This is a genomic window from Cyanobium sp. Maggiore-St4-Cus, assembly GCF_024345615.1.
Classification (GTDB): Bacteria; Cyanobacteriota; Cyanobacteriia; order PCC-6307; family Cyanobiaceae; genus Cyanobium_A; species Cyanobium_A usitatum.
The window spans coordinates 123,370-138,647 of the sequence record NZ_JAGQBL010000006.1; the positions used below are offsets into that span (position 1 = coordinate 123,370).

At 66.3% G+C, this 15,278-nt stretch carries 16 protein-coding genes; 8 read left to right on the top strand and 8 right to left on the bottom strand.

The genetic code is table 11. The annotated features are described in order from the left end of the window. Positions 1–9 precede the first annotated feature (9 nt). From recO to hpf, 3 genes are read right to left on the bottom strand one after another with little or no spacing between them, the layout of a single operon-like run. Positions 10–804, bottom strand: a complete 795-nt coding sequence (recO, locus tag KBY99_RS07530; RefSeq protein ID WP_254998328.1) for a DNA repair protein RecO — start codon at positions 802–804, stop codon at positions 10–12. Between the two features lie 7 nt (positions 805–811). After that, positions 812–1,480, bottom strand: coding sequence for a deoxyribose-phosphate aldolase (gene deoC, locus KBY99_RS07535; RefSeq protein WP_254998329.1), 669 nt, complete (start codon positions 1,478–1,480; stop codon positions 812–814). Continuing rightward, complete coding sequence (gene hpf / locus KBY99_RS07540; protein ID WP_106502264.1) at positions 1,477–2,067, bottom strand: ribosome hibernation-promoting factor, HPF/YfiA family; 591 nt, start codon at positions 2,065–2,067, stop codon at positions 1,477–1,479. The genes deoC and hpf overlap by 4 nt, the downstream gene beginning before the upstream one ends. A gap of 51 nt (positions 2,068–2,118) precedes the next feature. On the opposite strand from hpf, the gene lipB reads away from it, so the two are divergent. From lipB to queA, 7 genes are all read left to right on the top strand, one after another. Continuing rightward, complete coding sequence (lipB, locus tag KBY99_RS07545) at positions 2,119–2,802, top strand: lipoyl(octanoyl) transferase LipB (protein WP_409996544.1); 684 nt, start codon at positions 2,119–2,121, stop codon at positions 2,800–2,802. After that, a complete protein-coding gene (locus KBY99_RS07550; protein ID WP_254998330.1) occupies positions 2,799–4,361 on the top strand; it encodes a glycine betaine ABC transporter substrate-binding protein in 1,563 nt (520 codons plus the stop codon). Before lipB ends, KBY99_RS07550 begins: the two co-directional genes overlap by 4 nt. Before the next feature lie 47 nt (positions 4,362–4,408). Then, positions 4,409–6,361 carry an AMP-binding protein gene (locus KBY99_RS07555; protein WP_254998331.1) on the top strand — a complete coding sequence of 651 codons (1,953 nt, stop codon included), beginning with the start codon at positions 4,409–4,411 and terminating at the stop codon, positions 6,359–6,361. An 81-nt stretch (positions 6,362–6,442) separates the two neighbouring features. Further along, the gene (locus tag KBY99_RS07560) at positions 6,443–6,883 is read left to right on the top strand and encodes a YlqD family protein (RefSeq protein WP_106502263.1); all 441 of its coding nucleotides are present in this window, start codon (positions 6,443–6,445) and stop codon (positions 6,881–6,883) included. Between the two features lie 51 nt (positions 6,884–6,934). After that, the gene (locus KBY99_RS07565; RefSeq protein ID WP_254998332.1) at positions 6,935–8,305 is read left to right on the top strand and encodes a dihydrolipoamide acetyltransferase family protein; all 1,371 of its coding nucleotides are present in this window, start codon (positions 6,935–6,937) and stop codon (positions 8,303–8,305) included. Continuing rightward, on the top strand, positions 8,305–10,176 hold the full coding sequence (locus KBY99_RS07570) for an APC family permease (RefSeq protein WP_254998333.1): 1,872 nt from the start codon (positions 8,305–8,307) through the stop codon (positions 10,174–10,176). The genes KBY99_RS07565 and KBY99_RS07570 overlap by 1 nt, the downstream gene beginning before the upstream one ends. Positions 10,177–10,185: 9 nt before the next feature. Beyond that, complete coding sequence (queA, locus tag KBY99_RS07575) at positions 10,186–11,325, top strand: tRNA preQ1(34) S-adenosylmethionine ribosyltransferase-isomerase QueA (RefSeq protein WP_254998334.1); 1,140 nt, start codon at positions 10,186–10,188, stop codon at positions 11,323–11,325. Here queA and KBY99_RS07580 read toward each other — a convergent pair. The 5 genes from KBY99_RS07580 to KBY99_RS07600 all read right to left on the bottom strand — a co-directional run bounded on the left by KBY99_RS07580 (position 11,291) and on the right by KBY99_RS07600 (position 13,774). Next, positions 11,291–11,680, bottom strand: coding sequence for a type II toxin-antitoxin system VapC family toxin (locus tag KBY99_RS07580; RefSeq protein ID WP_254998335.1), 390 nt, complete (start codon positions 11,678–11,680; stop codon positions 11,291–11,293). The genes queA and KBY99_RS07580 overlap by 35 nt on opposite strands. Then, positions 11,677–11,907 (bottom strand): type II toxin-antitoxin system Phd/YefM family antitoxin, encoded by a 231-nt coding sequence (locus KBY99_RS07585; protein ID WP_254998337.1) that lies wholly within the window; start codon positions 11,905–11,907, stop codon positions 11,677–11,679. Before KBY99_RS07585 ends, KBY99_RS07580 begins: the two co-directional genes overlap by 4 nt. Positions 11,908–12,037: 130 nt before the next feature. Beyond that, the gene (locus KBY99_RS07590; RefSeq protein ID WP_254998338.1) at positions 12,038–12,637 is read right to left on the bottom strand and encodes a superoxide dismutase; all 600 of its coding nucleotides are present in this window, start codon (positions 12,635–12,637) and stop codon (positions 12,038–12,040) included. An 88-nt stretch (positions 12,638–12,725) separates the two neighbouring features. Further along, positions 12,726–13,364, bottom strand: coding sequence for an FKBP-type peptidyl-prolyl cis-trans isomerase (locus KBY99_RS07595; RefSeq protein WP_254941986.1), 639 nt, complete (start codon positions 13,362–13,364; stop codon positions 12,726–12,728). A gap of 53 nt (positions 13,365–13,417) precedes the next feature. Next, a complete protein-coding gene (locus KBY99_RS07600) occupies positions 13,418–13,774 on the bottom strand; it encodes a phasin family protein (RefSeq protein ID WP_106502258.1) in 357 nt (118 codons plus the stop codon). Between the two features lie 48 nt (positions 13,775–13,822). Here KBY99_RS07600 and lnt point away from each other — a divergent pair, with 48 nt between their 5' ends. Next, positions 13,823–15,277, top strand: a complete 1,455-nt coding sequence (lnt, locus tag KBY99_RS07605) for an apolipoprotein N-acyltransferase (RefSeq protein WP_254998340.1) — start codon at positions 13,823–13,825, stop codon at positions 15,275–15,277. The last annotated feature ends 1 nt before the right edge of the window (position 15,278 follow it).

Consider the following 15,278-nt stretch of genomic DNA (forward strand, 5'->3'; position numbering starts at 1 on the left):
GCTGACTTGTCATGATGGCGCAGTCCCGGCTGCCAAGCCGGTGCGCAGCAGCCGAAAGGCCCGGGGTTTGCGGCTGAGATGCTCCTGGCACCAGTGCTCCACCAGCTCCAGCAGGTGCAGCCACACCGGCAGGGGGCCCATCAGTTCGCCATCGCGCCGGCGGGGCAGGTTGGGCCGCAGAAGCCGTTGCAGCAGGGCCAGTTCGGATGCATTGAGCACCACCCGTGCCCCCGGCACGCCACCGATCACCAACCCCTCGCTCGGCACCAGGCTGCAGCGCCAATCCCAATCGCCCACGGGTGGATCCAGGGGGTCGCCACTGCGGCTGCAGCAGCCCAGGGGTAAGGCGTAGCCGCCGAGGGCCAGCAGGTGGACGCTGCCCTGCACCGCGATTGCCAAGGCTTCTAGGTCGCAGCCCCGCTCCCGCACCAGGGCGTCGAGGCGGCCCAGCTGCATCAGTAGGTCTCCCAAGATGCCGGCTGAGGGTGCGTCGCTTGGCACCAGGGCCAAACAGAGCTCCATCAGGGCCTGGGCGGCGGCGAGGGCCTCCAGCTGCTGGGCCAGGCCGCTGTAGCTGCGCAGCACCTTCAGTTGACGCACCCGCCTCAGGCCGCTGCGACCGCCCACCTGCAGGCGTAGATGGCTCAGGGGCACGGCGGCGGCCAGGCTGCTGCGGGGTCTGCGCGCCCCCGGTACGGCCAGCCGCACCACCCCCTCCTCGTCGCTGAGCAGGGTGAGCAGCCTGTCGTTTTCGCCCAGGGGACGGCAGCTCAGCGCCAACCCTTCGAGGCTTTGCTCCGGCACGGTTGCTTCAGCCCCGCATCGCCTGGGCCAGGGCCACGCCGCGGCTGGTGCCGAGCCTGGTGGCGCCAGCCTCCACCAGGGCGAGGGCCTGCTCCAGGTTGGCGATGCCACCGGAGGCCTTGATTGCTGCCCGACCCCGGGCCAGCTGGCGCAACTGTTCGATGTGGTCCACTGTTACCGCTGGTCCGAAGCCGCTGCCGCTTTTAAGGAAGCGGGCGCCGGCATCGATGCTGATTTCCACCAGCAGGGCCAGGGCGTCGGGATCGAGCCTGCCCACCTCCAGGATCACCTTCACCGGCAGGCCCAGCTCGCAGATGGCGGCCAGTTCGTCGTGGATAGGCGTGCTCTGCCGGTCCGCCAGGGCGCCGAAATCGGGCACTACATCCAGTTCGTCGGCGCCGGCCTCAGCAGCTGCCACCGCTTCGGCCAGCTTCACCGCCGCCGGCACGGCGCCGAAGGGGAAGCCCACCACGGCGATCAACTGGGGGCTGGCGCCCTTGCCCTCAAGGGGCAGCTGCTCCCTGGCGCTGGCCACCCAGCGGGAGGCCACGCACACCCCGGCAAAGCCGAAATGGCGGGCTTCCTCGCAGCACTGGCGCACGGCGCTGCTGCCGTGGTGGGGATCCAGCAGGGCGTGGTCGATCAGGGGGGCTAGGTCGGGCCGGTCGGCGCTCACGCGTCTTTGGCCTGGATCACCCCGAAGCCGCCATGGTTGCGGTGATACACCACTTGGATCTGGCCACTTTCGGCGTCGCGGAAGACGTAGAAGTCGTGGTCGATCAGCTCCAGCTGGTGCAGGGCATCGTCGATGCTCATCGAGGGCATGTCGTAGTACTTGCGCCGTACGCCCCGGCTGGGCAGTTCGGGCTCCTTGCCGTCCACCAAACTGCTACCAGGTGCCGGCAGATTGGCGGCGGCGCCGGCCTCCTCATCGCGGGCGGAGCGATGCACCGGCCCCTGGGCCTGCTCCTGGATGCGGTCCTTGTAGCGGAGCAGCTGGCGGCTGAGCTTGCTGGCCACCAGGTCGATGCTGGCGTAGAGGTTGTCGCTGCGCTCCTGGGCGCGGATCACGGTGCCATTGGCAAACATCGTGACTTCAACCGTTTGCTGCGGCACCCGGGGGTTACGGGCCACCGACAGGTGCACATCGGCCTCTTTAACAAGGCCCTCAAAGTGGTGAATGGCGCGGGTCAGCTTGGTTTCGGTGTACTCCCGAATGGCGGGAGTCACGTCAAGATTGCGGCCATGGATCAGCAGTTTCATCAGATGGCAACCGCCTCCGGTCTTCTGGTGCACCAACGCTAAGAACGGCTTGTGATATCCCCCAACCTCGATGTAATCCTTTTTGAAGCGACGGTCCCGGTGCCGTTTGAACGGGCCTGGGTGGTCCAGCGCCAGCTGCAGCAGCGGCTGCTGGACTATCCCGAGGGCCCTGACACCGTGGTCCTGCTTGAGCATGAGCCCTGCTACACCCTGGGCCGCGGCGCATCGGAGGCCTTTCTGCGCTTCGATCCCGCCGCACCGCCCCTGCCCCTGCACCGCATTGACCGCGGCGGCGAGGTGACCCACCACGCCCCGGGCCAGCTGGTGCTCTACCCGGTGCTGAATTTGCAGCGCCACGGCGCTGACCTGCACCTGTATCTGCGCCAACTCGAGCAGGTGGTGATCGATGTGATGGCGGGTCTGGATCTGCAGGGCGAGCGGATCGATGGGCTCACCGGGGTGTGGCTGGAGGGCCGCAAGCTGGCGGCGATCGGTGTGGGGGCCAGGCGCTGGATCAGCCAGCACGGCCTGGCCCTGAATGTGGATTGCGACCTGGCTGGCTTTGCGGCAGTGGTGCCCTGCGGACTCGGTGATCGGCCCGTGGGGCGCCTGGTGGATTGGCGGCCGCAGCTCAACGCCCAGCAGCTGCGCCGGCCATTGCTGGATGCTTTTGCCAGCAGTTTTGGCCTGGTGCTGCGGCCATCCAATCCCCAGGATGGAGTGTTCAAGCTGTGACGGCTGACCTGGCCAGGGAAATTATTTTCCGCAGCGGGGAACATCTCGTCCTGGTTGTTTCCAGTGTGGCGTTGGCCCTGCTGATCGCCCTGCCCTTGGGTCTGGCGATTCAGTCGCACCCCCGCTGGCGCCGCCTGGTGCTGGGGCTGGCCAATGCTGTGCAGACCATCCCCAGCCTGGCGATTTTCGGGTTGCTGCTTACCGTGCCCCTGCTCGGTGGCATTGGCCCCACGCCTGCGGTGGTGGCGCTGACCCTCTACGCCTTACTGCCCCTGCTGCGCGGTCTGCTCACCGGGCTCCAACAGGTTCCGCCCGGGCTGAAGCAAGCTGGACAGGCATTGGGGCTCAGTGGCGGCCAGGTGCTGCGCTACGTGGAGCTGCCGCTGGCCCTGCCCAGCCTGATGGCGGGCCTTCGCGTGGCTGCCGTGATCGCCGTGGGGGTGGCCACGATCGGCGCGGCGATTGGTGCCGGCGGGTTGGGGGTATTCATCTTCCGGGGCATCGCCACGGTGAACAACACCCTGCTGCTGGCCGGGGCCCTGCCGGCGGCGGCCATTGCCCTGGCTGCCGATGCTTGTCTAGGTGCCCTCGAGAATCACCTAATCCAGGGGACGCGGCGGCCACTCCAGAGGTCATGGCTATGGAAAGAGATCCGGCAGCGGTGGGCCCTGGCGGCGGCCCTGATCGGTTCGGCCCTGCTTGCCGTCGTCCTCGGCTGGCATCACCTTGCCAGTCCAGGCCTTGCTGGCTCAGTGGTGATTGGGGCCAAGGGATTTACCGAACAGCAGTTGCTCGGGGAACTGCTGGCCCAGGAGATTGAAGAACACACTTCGCTGCAGGTGAAGCGCGAATTCAGCCTCGGCAGCACCTTTCTTTGCCATGAGGCAGTGCGCCAGGGCCGGGTCGATGGCTACGTCGAATACACCGGCACGGCCTGGTCGGCGATTCTCAAGCAGCCTTCGGGCCCCGGCGCCAGCGACCGCGCCAGCCTCTGGAACCGCGCTCGCCGGCTTTACGCCGAGCGCTACGGGCTGAGGATGTTCCCCTCGCTTGGCTTCGAGAACACCTTTGCGATCTTGATCCGGCAAGCCGAGGGGCAGCAACTCGGGCTCCGGACCATCAGCCAGGCGGTGCAGCCCGCTCGCGGTTGGCGGGCCGCCTTCGGCTACGAGTTTCTCAACCGGGGCGATGGCTACCCGGGGCTGGCGAGCCGCTATGGCCTGCGTTTCGCCGCACCTCCCACGGCCATGGATCTGGGCCTCACATACCGGGCCCTGGCCGACGGTCGGGTGGATCTGATTGCAGGAGATAGCACCAGCGGCCTGATTCCCGCCCTGAAGCTGCAGGTGCTGCTGGACGACCGCCACTACTTCCCCTCCTATGACGCGGTGCCCGTGTTCAACGCCGCAAGCCTGGAGCGCCATCCGGAGCTGGTGCCTGTGCTGGAGAACCTGGCTGGCCGCCTCTCGGCCGCCACCATGCAACAGCTCAATGCTGCAGTGGATCTGGACCACCAGAGCCCCGAACTGGTGGTGCGCCGCTGGCGGCAGGAGCAATAAACAGGTCCCTTCCTGACGCCGTTAGGTCGCGGGCGCCGGTCCAAAGGGTGTTAACACTGCTGGCAAGCCCTACCGCTTCCACCGCCGTGGCCCGCGCCGCCTCCCCCGCTGAAATCCACTGGAGCGGCAGTCGCCGCGACCGCCAGGCCCTGGCCCAGCGTGCCGACTGGAGCGGCCTCACCGGCCTGGAGCAGCTCTGGCCAGTGCTCGCGGCGCGCCACGGCGATGCCCTGGCCCTGGAGGCTCCCCATGCGGCCACGCCCGAGCAGCTTAGCTACCGCCAGCTGCAGCAGCGCATCGAGCAGGCCGCGGCGGCCTTTGCCGGCCTGGGTGTGGGCGCTGGCGAGGTGGTGGCCCTATTTGCTGAAAACGGTCCCCGCTGGCTGCAGGCCGACCAGGGACTGATGCGGGCCGGAGCCGCTGATGCGGTGCGAGGCAGCGCCGCTCCTGTGGAGGAGCTGGCGTACATCCTTGAAGATTCCAGCGCTTGCGGCTTGGTGGTGGAGTCGGCCGCCCTGCTGGCCAAGCTGAACCTCTCCACTGAGGCAAGGGCGCGCTTGCGCTTTGTGGTGCTGTTGGAGGGGGAAAGGGATGCGGGTTCGGCGCCAGGGGCCTGTTTCAGTTGGGGCGAACTGCTCGAGCGCGGGGCGGCGGCGTTGGCCTGCGGCACTCCGGCCCCGCCACCACCGGCTGATGGGGCCCGCCTCGCCACGATTTTGTACACCTCTGGCACCACGGGCCAGCCCAAGGGTGTGCCCCTGAGCCACTCAAACTTGCTGCACCAGCTGCGCCACCTGGGGGTGGCCGTGGCACCCCAGCCCGGCGACCGGGTGGTGAGCGTGCTGCCGATCTGGCACTCCTACGAGCGCAGCGCTGAGTATTTCCTGCTGGCCTGCGGCTGCCGCCAGACCTACACAACCCTCAAGCAGCTGCGCGCCGACCTGCAGCGGGTAAAACCCCACTATTTGATAAGTGTGCCGAGGCTGTGGGAGGCACTGCTCTCTGGCTTTGACGATGCCCTGGCGGCCATGCCGGCCTCGCGCCAGCGGCTACTAGGCGCGGCCCTGGCCAACAGCCGCGCCTACGGCCGCTGTCGCCGCCAGGCCCTCGATCTCACCCTTGCGCCGGAGGCCTGGCCGGCTCGGCTCAGCGCCGCGGGGCTTGCCTTGCTGCGCTGGCCCCTGCACCGGCTGGCGGCGGCCTTGCTCTGGCCGAAGCTGCGCCAGCAGCTGGTGGGCGGCCGGCTGCGCACGGCGATCAGTGGTGGCGGTGCTCTGGCCATGCACGTGGATGGCTTCTTCGAGGCCATCGGCATCGAGCTGCTGGTGGGCTACGGCCTCACCGAAACCAGTCCCGTGCTCACCTGCCGGCGCCGTTGGGCCAACCGCCGCGGCAGCGCCGGCCAGCCCCTGGCGGGCACCAGCCTGCGGATCGTTGATCCCGAATCCGGCGAGCTGCTGGCCCTGGGGCAGCGGGGCCGGGTGCTGGCCCGCGGCCCCCAGGTGATGGCGGGCTACTGGGGCAAGCCGGAGGCCAGCGCAGCCGTGCTTGACGGCGAAGGCTGGTTTGATACCGGCGATCTGGGCCACCTGCTGCCCGATGGCTCCCTGGTGCTCACCGGCCGGGCCAAGGACACGATCGTGCTCAGCAGCGGCGAAAACATCGAGCCCGGCCCCCTCGAGGAGGCCCTGGTGGCCAGCCCCTTGATCGAGCAGGTGCTGGTGGTGGGCCAGGACCGCAAGCAGCTCGGCGCCCTGGTGGTGCCCAAGGAGGTTGCGGAGTCAAGCGATCTGGCCCTGTTGCGGGCTCTGACACGGGAGTGCAACCAGCTGCTGGCCGCCCGCCCCGGCTCCCGCCCCGACGAACGCCTTAGCGGTGTGGCCTTGGTGGAGCCATTCACGCTCGATAACGGTCTGCTCACCCAGACCCTCAAGCAGCGCCGCGACCGGATTACGGCCCGCGACGCTGCAGCGATTGAGTCGATCTACGCACCCCGCTGAGCCTTGTGGGTGCGGTGCGGCGAACCGGCGGTTGACCCCGGTGCGCCCTGCTGACAGCCTGAGCGCTGATTTACTCCCCCCATGGCTGACGGCTCCCTCACGATCAAACGCACCATCACCGTGCGTGCCGTGGTTACCCCCCGTTGGAAGGAGGACGCCGAGCGAGAGCTAAGCAATGCCATCGCCAATGTCGACGCCCAGCTGTCCCAGCTAGAGCAGGAGGGTCAGCAGCTGGTAGACGAGATCCGCCGCCAGAGCGCCAACCCCCTCGACCCCCGGGTGCAGGAGCAGGTGGCTTCAGTGCAGCAGCAGGTGGCGGCAAAGCGCGCCGAGCTGGAGGAGCAGAAGCGCCAGATGCTGGAGCAGCAGCGCCAGGTGCGTGAACTGGAAATGGAGCAAATCGTGGAGCAAGGCCAGATCGAGAGCGTCTGCGATGTGCAGGTGGGCGACAACCTGGTTGAGAAACTGCAGGCAGCAGTGCTGGTGCGCGATGGCGTGATCGAGGCCATCGAGGCCGGCTGATCCCCCTGGCGGGAGCCGCGTAAAATCAGCCCATTACACGGCAGACCTCCGTTGGCCACCCACGAAATCTTCATGCCGGCCCTCTCCTCCACCATGACGGAGGGCAAGATCGTGGAGTGGCTGAAGCAGCCAGGCGACAAGGTTGAGCGCGGGGAGTCCGTGCTGGTCGTCGAGTCGGATAAGGCCGACATGGACGTGGAGTCTTTCAACGAGGGCTACCTGGCGGCTGTGTTGATGCCTGCTGGCGGCACGGCGCCGGTGGGCGAAACAATTGGCCTGATTGTCGAAACCGAGGCTGAGATTGCCGAGGTGGCAGCCAAGGCCCCAGCGGCCCCTGCACCCGCTGCACCAGCTGCTGCCCCTGCACCCTCTGCACCCGTAACCCCACCTCCTGCCCCGGCAACAGCCACTGCCCCGGCAAAAGCCCCTGCCCCGGCAAAAGCCCCTGCCCCGGCTATTGCTGTGGCGGCTCCGGTGGTGGCTCCCGCGTCGACGGCCAGCGGCCGGGTGGTGGCCTCGCCGCGGGCCAAGAAGCTTGCCTCCCAATTGGGTGTCGATCTGGGTGCCCTGCGCGGCAGCGGTCCCCACGGCCGCATCCAGGCGGAAGACGTGATGGCTGCCACCGGTCAGCCGATCACGGTGCCGCGGGTTGCCGAGGGTTCAGGCCCCGCCTCCGCACCTGCAGCTGGCAATGGTGCAGCCGCGCCTGCCCCAGCTCCCGCCGGCGATGCCTTCGGCCGGCCCGGCGAGAACGTGGGCTTCAACACGCTGCAAAACGCGGTCAACCGCAACATGGTCGCCAGCCTGGCGGTGCCCTGTTTCCGCGTGGGATACACAATCACCACCACAAAGCTCGACGCTTTTTACAAGCAGGTGAAGCCCAAGGGCGTCACGATGACCGCCCTGCTTGCCAAGGCCGTGGGCGTGGTGCTGGCGCGCCATCCCCAGGTAAATGCAGCCACCAGTGCCGATGGCACTGCCATGGCTTTCCCCGCCTCAGTGAATGTGGCCGTGGCCGTAGCCATGGAAGACGGAGGCCTGATCACTCCGGTGCTGGCCAACGCCGACAAGACCGATATCTATGCCATGGCCCGCAACTGGGCCGACCTGGTGGCGCGGGCCCGCAGCAAGCAGCTCCAGCCTGAGGAATACAGCACCGGCACCTTCACCCTCTCCAATCTGGGCATGTTTGGTGTGGATCGCTTCGACGCGATCCTGCCCCCAGGCACCGGCGCCATCCTGGCGGTGGCCGCCTCCCGGCCCGCAGTGGTGGCAGGTAAAGACGGCTCGATTCGGGTGGCCAATCAAATGCAGGTGAATCTCACCTGCGACCACCGCACGATTTATGGCGCCCAGGCGGCTGCCTTCCTCAAGGATCTGGCTCAGCTGATCGAGACCAACCCAGAAAGCTTGGCCTTCTAATGGTTGCTGCCAGTTCAGCCAAGGATCGCCTGAAACGGCGACTGTTTGGCAATCCCCTGCCCCGGGACCAGGAGGAGGCCAGGACCGTTCCCAGCTTTCAGGCGCTCCCGATCCTGTCCTCGGATGCGTTGTCGTCGGTGGCCTATGCCACAGATGCGGCCCTTGGGGTGTTGATTTTGGCCGGCAGCGGCGCCCTCTCTTTTTCGCTGCCAATCACGATCACGATCGTCGCCTTGATCGCGATTGTGGTGTTCTCCTACCGCCAGACCATCACGGCCTATCCCCAGGGGGGAGGGGCCTATGTGGTGGGTCGAGCCAACCTGGGCACCCTGGCCAGCCTGGTGGCGGCGGCGAGTTTGTTGATCGACTACGTGCTCACTGCGGCGGTGAGCTTGATGGCGGGTACCCAGGCCCTCTCCTCGCTGTGGCCCTGGCTGTTGAACTGGCAGGTGCTGATTGCCCTGGTGTTGTTGGTGCTGGTGGGCTGGGCCAACCTGCGGGGTGTCCGCGAGGCTGGGCGCCTGTTTGCGCTGCCCACCTACGCGTTTGTGGTGATGGTGATGGTGTTGGCGGTGGCGGGCCTTCAGAACCTGATCTTCAGCCATGGGTTTTCTCCCGATCCGCCCCCCCTGGTGAAGGCGGTGGAACCTTTGGGCTTGTTTTTGATCCTGCGAGCCTTCAGCTCCGGCTGTTCAGCGATGACAGGCATCGAGGCGATAGCCAACGGGGTCCAGTTGTTTCGCTCTCCCTCGGCTCAGCGGGCGCGTAACACCCTGCTGGTGATGGGGCTGCTGCTGGCCAGCATGTTCTTGGCCGTGAGCGGCCTGGGTTTCATGTATGGCGTTGCCCCCAATCCCGATGTCACGGTGATGGCCCAATTGGGCATGCGGGTGTTTGGGCCCAACACTCCGCTGCTGTGGGTGTTGCAGATCACCACGTTGCTAATCCTGATGCTTGCGGCTAACACGGCCTTTGCTGATTTCCCCCGTCTTTCGGCGTTGTTGGCCAGGGATAATTTTCTGCCGCGCCAGATGGCTTGGGTCGGGGATCGGCTGGTGTTCCAGAACGGGATCAAGCTTTTGCTGGTGGCTACAGCAGGGATCATCTTGATCTGCCAGGGCAACACCACTGTGGCGGTGAACCTCTATGCGGTGGGGGTGTTCCTGGCATTCACCCTCTCCCAAGCGGGCATGGTGGTGCACTGGTGTCGCGAGCGCGGCGTGGGCTGGCTAACCCATGCCCTGATGAATGGCATCGGTTCAACCAGTACCTGCTTGGTGCTGGTAGTGATTGTGATCAGCAAGTTTGCTGAGGGTGCCTGGAGTGTGGTGATCGCTATCCCCTTGTTGGTGTTGTTGTTGGCGCGGACCCGAATGCGTTACCGGCAGGTCTATGCCGAGCTTGATCTGAAGCCTGGCGAATCCTCCTTGGTCCAAGTCCACCAGCGGAGCGAGCCGATTGGCAACATCAGCATCGTTTGGATTCCCGCCTGGAACCGACCCACCATTGACGCTTTGCGCTACGCCGCCACGGTTTCCGATCGGGTAATTGGGGTGTGGGTGCGCCCGGAAGATGGAGATCCCGAGCTGATCCGGCGTGAATGGCAACACAGCGTCGGAGACGACCCCAACCTCGAACTACAGATTTTGGAGAGTCCGTTTTCCTCTTTGATAAATCCCTTTGCCGACTTTGTGGACGCCATTGAGGAGCGGGATCCGGCTCAAACCCTGACGATCGTGATGCCGATGGCGATCCCCCGCTATCGCGCGGACAGCCTGTTGCTCAACCAGCGCGCCATCAATATGCGTGCGGCCTTGGATCAACGCCAAAACAGGGTGTTCACGATGGTGCGTTACTACCTGCCCGCATGATCTGCCCGAATGACTAGCTCCGATGTGGCTGATCAGTGGCTCTCGAGCTACGACTTTCATCTGCCAGAGGAGCGTATCGCCCAGCGTCCCGTGGAGCCGCGCCATGTGGCGAGGCTGCTGGTGGTGGAGCCAGGCGGGGCTAGTCCTGCGCCCCAGGCTCGTCATTTGAACGTCTGGGACCTGCAGCAGGAGCTGCGGCCCGGCGACCTACTGGTGGTGAACAACACAAGGGTGCTTCGGGCTCGGTTAGAGGCGCGCCGGCCCAGTGGCGGGGTGGTGGAGCTGCTGGTGCTGGAGCCTTGGCATGGCGGGCCGGGCCAGTGGCTTTGCCTGGCGAAACCCGCCAAGAAGCTCAAGCCTGGTGATTGGATCGAGGTGGTGGCCGAAGGCCAGCCGCCGCTGCCCTTGCAGGTACTTGGCAGCGACCCCGATACGGGCGGGCGGATTTTGCAGTTTCCGGGGGAGTGCGCCGATGCGGCGGCATTGGAGCCGCTGCTGGTGCAGTACGGCGCCATCCCCCTGCCGCCCTATATCCACGAGCACGACGAAAGCGACAACGAGCGCTATCAGACCCGCTATGCCGCCAAGCCTGGGGCTGTTGCTGCGCCAACAGCGGGGCTGCACCTCAGCGACGAACTGCTGGCGGCGATCCGCGGCCGTGGTGTGGAGCTGGCCACCACCACCCTGCACGTGGGCTTGGGCACCTTTCGCCCCGTGGAAACGGAAGACCTAAGTCAACTCCAGCTGCACAGTGAGTGGGTGGAGGTGACCCCAGAGCTGGTGGCGGCGGTGGCCGCCTGCCGCGCCCGTGGCGGCCGGGTAATAGCCATCGGCACCACCTCAGTGCGCAGCCTCGAGGCGGTGGCCCAGCTGCATGGCGGCGAGCTGCGGCCCCACACGGGGCCGGTGAATTTGGTAATTCAGCCGGGGTACAGGTTTGCCGTGGTGCAGGGGCTGCTAACCAACTTCCACCTGCCCAAGAGCTCCTTGCTGCTACTGGTGAGTGCCCTGCTAGGCCGCGAGCGCCTTTTGGCTCTTTATGCCGAGGCGATCGAGCGCCAGTACCGCTTCTTCTCCTACGGCGATGCCATGTGGATTGCGCCGGAAGTGGTGCTCAGCTCAGCAGCTCCAATCCAGCAAACAACCTGAAGGCAGGGTCATTGCTGGCGAGCAGCAATCCATCTGCAATCGCCTGGGCGGCCAGAAGGCGGTCAAAGGGATCGCGGTGCTCAACATCCAGGAGTCCGGCCTGACGCGCCACCGCCCCGGTTATGGGCAGTTCGATGGCGGCCAACCCGTTAAGGGCCTGGGGGTAGTTGTGCACTATGGCTTGTGCCTGATTGAGCTTGCCAATGCGCCATTTAGTGGCGATTTCCCAGGCGGTCGCAGCGCTCACTAACAATTGGTTGTTGCTGTCTTCTAGGGCGTCGCGCAGGACTGGTGAGAGTTTTTGCGGTTCAAGCACTGCCCAAATCAGGATGTGGGTGTCGAGCAGCAGCCTCATAGGCCCCAGCCCTCAAGTTCATCGTTGGCCAGGGGCTCAAAGAATTCATTACCCAGGCTTCCTGACATGAAGCCCAGCTGGCGCCGGGGTTTGGGATCGAGGGGCACGAGCTGGGCGATCGGTTTGCCATTGCGGGCTAGCAAGATGTGTTCGCCGGCTGCCACCCGTGCAAGCAGGGACGAAAGATGGGTCTTGGCGTCCTGGACGTTCACAGTCTTGATATCCATGCTTGGTTGACCAGGCTTGTCTGGTCAGACTAGTCAAGTCACGGCTGAGTATTTCAGAGCCATAAAAAAGCCCCCGGTGAACCCGGGGGCTTGGCCTCAATGACGTTGCAACGCCTGGAGGGGTTTCGCCTCAGGCGGCAGCCAGGTTGGCGGCTACGAAGTCCCAGTTCACCAGCTTCTCGAGGTAGGTGGTCATGTAGTCGGGACGGCGGTTCTGGTAGTCGAGGTAGTAGGCGTGCTCCCACACATCCATGGTGAGCAGGGCCTTCTGGCCGTGGGCTAGGGGCAGGTCGGCATTGGCGGTCTTGGTGACTTTCAGGGTGCCGCCATCGAGCACCAGCCAGGCCCAGCCGCTGCCGAACTGGGTGGCACCGGCGGTTTTGAACTGCTCGACGAAGGCCTCGTAGCTGCCGAAATCAGCATTGATCTTGTCGGCCAGGGCGCCGGTGGGCTGGCCACCACCACCAGGCTTCATGCATTGCCAATAGAAGCTGTGGTTCCACACCTGGGCTGCGTTATTGAAAACGCCGGCCTTGCCAGCATCACCAGCCACTGCGGTGATGGTGTCTTCCAGGCTCTTGGCCTCCAGGTCGGTGCCAGCCACGAGGTTGTTGAGGTTGGTCACGTAGGCAGCGTGGTGCTTGCCGTGGTGAAACTCCAGGGTAGAACGGGAGATGTTGGGCTCGAGCGCATCGAGGCCGTAGGGCAGCGCGGGCAGCGTGTGAGCCATGGAGAGGAAAAAGACAAAGGGGTGGGCAGGAGGGGCGGCGCGCCAGCATCCAGCCAGAGCGCCCATCCTAACGATGCCCGTCCGCAGCTCAGCCGCCGATGCGCAGCAGCTCCACTTCGAAAGTGAGGGTGGCATTGGGGGGGATAACGCCGCCGGCGCCACGATCGCCGTAGGCCAGATCGGGTGGAATCACCAGCTTGCGCTTACCACCCACCTTCATGCCAGCCACACCCTCATCCCAGCCCTGGATCACCCGGCCGCCGCCGAGGGGAAAGGAGAAGGGACCGCGGCCGTAGCTGCTGTCGAATTCGGTGCCGTTGGCCAGGGTGCCCCGGTAGTTCACGGCCACGGTCTGGCCGGCGATGGCTTCGGCGCCGTCGCCAACTACCAGGTCGGTGATGCGCAGGCCGCTGGGGGTGGTGCGCTCTTTAGGAGCGTTGAGTTCACCGCCGAGGCCGCTGGCCTGGGCGATCTCAGCGCCGTTGGTTTGATCGTTTTCGCTGGCCATCACAAAAAGAGTGGGGTTGGGGTCGTCGGGGTCGAGCTCGAAGCTGCTGCTCACGGCTGGCCGCGCTTGGGCTGAAAACAGGGAGGCCATGGCTTGGCCACCGGCGCTGGCCGCATCAACTCTGGCCGCGTCAACCACGGTGGGATTGACCAGCTGGCTCACCAGAGCCAGCAGCAGACAGGCCACGCAGACAGCGGAGCTGATCAGGATGTCGCGCATGGGACTCCAATTACTGGACTGATTCTGACGGGCAGACGGATAGCCAGGGCTGATCAGTCGGGAATTTCGATCTCGCCAGGCATTTCATTGCCTGGGCGCTGACGCAGGCTGCGTTCAAGCCGGTCGAGTCGGCCCCGCAGCTCATCAAGTTCGCGCTGACGGGCCAGGCCTAGGTCTTGCAGGAGCTGGTCTTTATTGCGCTCCAGCTGGCGCTCGGCCTGCTGCTCTAGCTCGGGGGTTTCGCCCCGCAGGGCTTTGAGTACGTCGTCGACCAGGGCTGGAGCCTGGCTGGGATCGAGCTTGCCGCTGCGCACCCAGGCCTGGGTCACGCTGCGTAGCCGCTCTGACACCAGGGAGGTGGTGCCGAGGCCGCGCAGCAGCAGTTGTTGGAGGGGGTTGTTCGGATCCATGGCGGCTTGATTCCCCAGACACCCTGGCGCTTCCTACTCTTGCTTGCCATGGGCAATGACCGGCTGGGGAGGTGGTGGCTGGTGCTGGCTTCGGGGCTGCTGGCCGGGCTGGCACTGCCGCCTCTGGGCATGCCTCCCCTGCTTTGGCTGGCCCTGGTGCCCCTGTGGGCCCTGGCTGGCTCAGCCCTGGGCGCTTGGGGTGGGGCCCTCTGGGGCGCTGCCGCCGTGCTGGTGAGTCACCGCTGGTTGCTAGGTCTCCATCCCCTCGATTGGATCGGCGTACCGGGCCCCTTGAGCCTGCCCCTGGCCCTGTTGTTGCTATTGCTGTGTGCCCTGGCGGGAGCACTGCTGGTGGCCCTCTGGGTGCTGCTGGCGCGGCGCCTGGACCCACGCCGCTTCAGCAGCGCCCTGCTGTTAGCCGTTGGCTGGGGGCTGGTTGAGGTGCTGCTGGCCAAAGGGCCCCTGTTTTGGCTGGGGCTGGGGGCTGCTGCCCTACCCGGCGATCGCCCCTTGGCGGGTTTGGCTGCCCTTGGTGGCGGTGGCCTGCTGGCGGCGGTGCAGTTGCTGCTGGGTTGGTGCCTCTGGCGCTGCTGCACCGCCCCCCAGCGCCGCCGCTGGCTTGTGGTTACAACCGCTGCCGTGCTGCTCAGCCACGGCGCCGGTGCTGCTGCCCTAGCGGCCATGCCCCTGCGGGGGGAGGGCGACAGCGAGCGAGTGCTGGTGCTGCAGCCGGCGATTCCCACCCGCCGCAAGTTTCAGTGGGACCAGCAGCAGCGGCTGCAGCAGCGCCTGGCGGCCGCCTTGGCGGAGGCGGCCCAGCGCTCGGTGGATGTGGTTGTGCTGCCGGAGGGGGCCCTCGGTCTTGAGCCCCAGCTGGCGCAGCCGGTGCCGGTGGAGCTGATCAGCGGCGGCTTCCGCTTGCAGGAGGTGGCGGGGGAGCCCGAGCAGCGCAGCGCCCTGTTGCGCCTGGCGCCAGGGGAAAGTCGGGCGAGTAGCTGGCTCGATAAGCATCGGCTGGTGCCCCTGGGGGAATGGGTGCCCCTGGCAAACCTGGCTCGCTGGAGCGGCCTTTCGGCCGTGGGGGGTCTGCAGCCAGGGGCGCCATCTCGGCTGCTACTCCGGCCAGCTGGCGCCATCGGCGGGGCAATTTGCTACGAGCTATCCGATGGTGCCTCCCTGGCTGCCGCCGCCCGCGATGGAGCCGGCTGGCTGCTGGCCAGCGCCAACCTCGATCCCTACCCGCTACTACTCCAACACCAGTTTCAGGCCCTGGCCCAGCTGCGGGCCATAGAAACGGGCCGCTGGCTGGTGAGTGCCGCCAACACGGGGCCCAGCCTGCTGGTGAATAGCCGCGGCCTGCCTGTGGCTTCGCTGCCTTCCGGGCGGGCCGCCACCGGTGTGTTCACTGTGCCCCGGCTGCAGGCCCCAAGCCCCTACGACCGTTGGGGAGAGCTTCCCTTGCTACTGGTGCTGGTGGGGGCGGCTTGGCGCAGATGGGGCTGAG

What these genes read in the sequence shown, in the direction of transcription:
- hpf (WP_106502264.1), bottom strand. Translation starts at nt 2,067, where the DNA reads ATGAAACTGCTGATCCATGGCCGCAATCTTGACGTGACTCCCGCCATT.
- KBY99_RS07560 (WP_106502263.1), top strand. Translation starts at nt 6,443, where the DNA reads ATGGCTGACGGCTCCCTCACGATCAAACGCACCATCACCGTGCGTGCC.
- KBY99_RS07570 (WP_254998333.1), top strand. Translation starts at nt 8,305, where the DNA reads ATGGTTGCTGCCAGTTCAGCCAAGGATCGCCTGAAACGGCGACTGTTT.
- queA (WP_254998334.1), top strand. Translation starts at nt 10,186, where the DNA reads ATGACTAGCTCCGATGTGGCTGATCAGTGGCTCTCGAGCTACGACTTT.
- KBY99_RS07580 (WP_254998335.1), bottom strand. Translation starts at nt 11,680, where the DNA reads ATGAGGCTGCTGCTCGACACCCACATCCTGATTTGGGCAGTGCTTGAA.
- KBY99_RS07585 (WP_254998337.1), bottom strand. Translation starts at nt 11,907, where the DNA reads ATGGATATCAAGACTGTGAACGTCCAGGACGCCAAGACCCATCTTTCG.
- KBY99_RS07590 (WP_254998338.1), bottom strand. Translation starts at nt 12,637, where the DNA reads ATGGCTCACACGCTGCCCGCGCTGCCCTACGGCCTCGATGCGCTCGAG.
- KBY99_RS07595 (WP_254941986.1), bottom strand. Translation starts at nt 13,364, where the DNA reads ATGCGCGACATCCTGATCAGCTCCGCTGTCTGCGTGGCCTGTCTGCTG.
- KBY99_RS07600 (WP_106502258.1), bottom strand. Translation starts at nt 13,774, where the DNA reads ATGGATCCGAACAACCCCCTCCAACAACTGCTGCTGCGCGGCCTCGGC.
- lnt (WP_254998340.1), top strand. Translation starts at nt 13,823, where the DNA reads ATGGGCAATGACCGGCTGGGGAGGTGGTGGCTGGTGCTGGCTTCGGGG.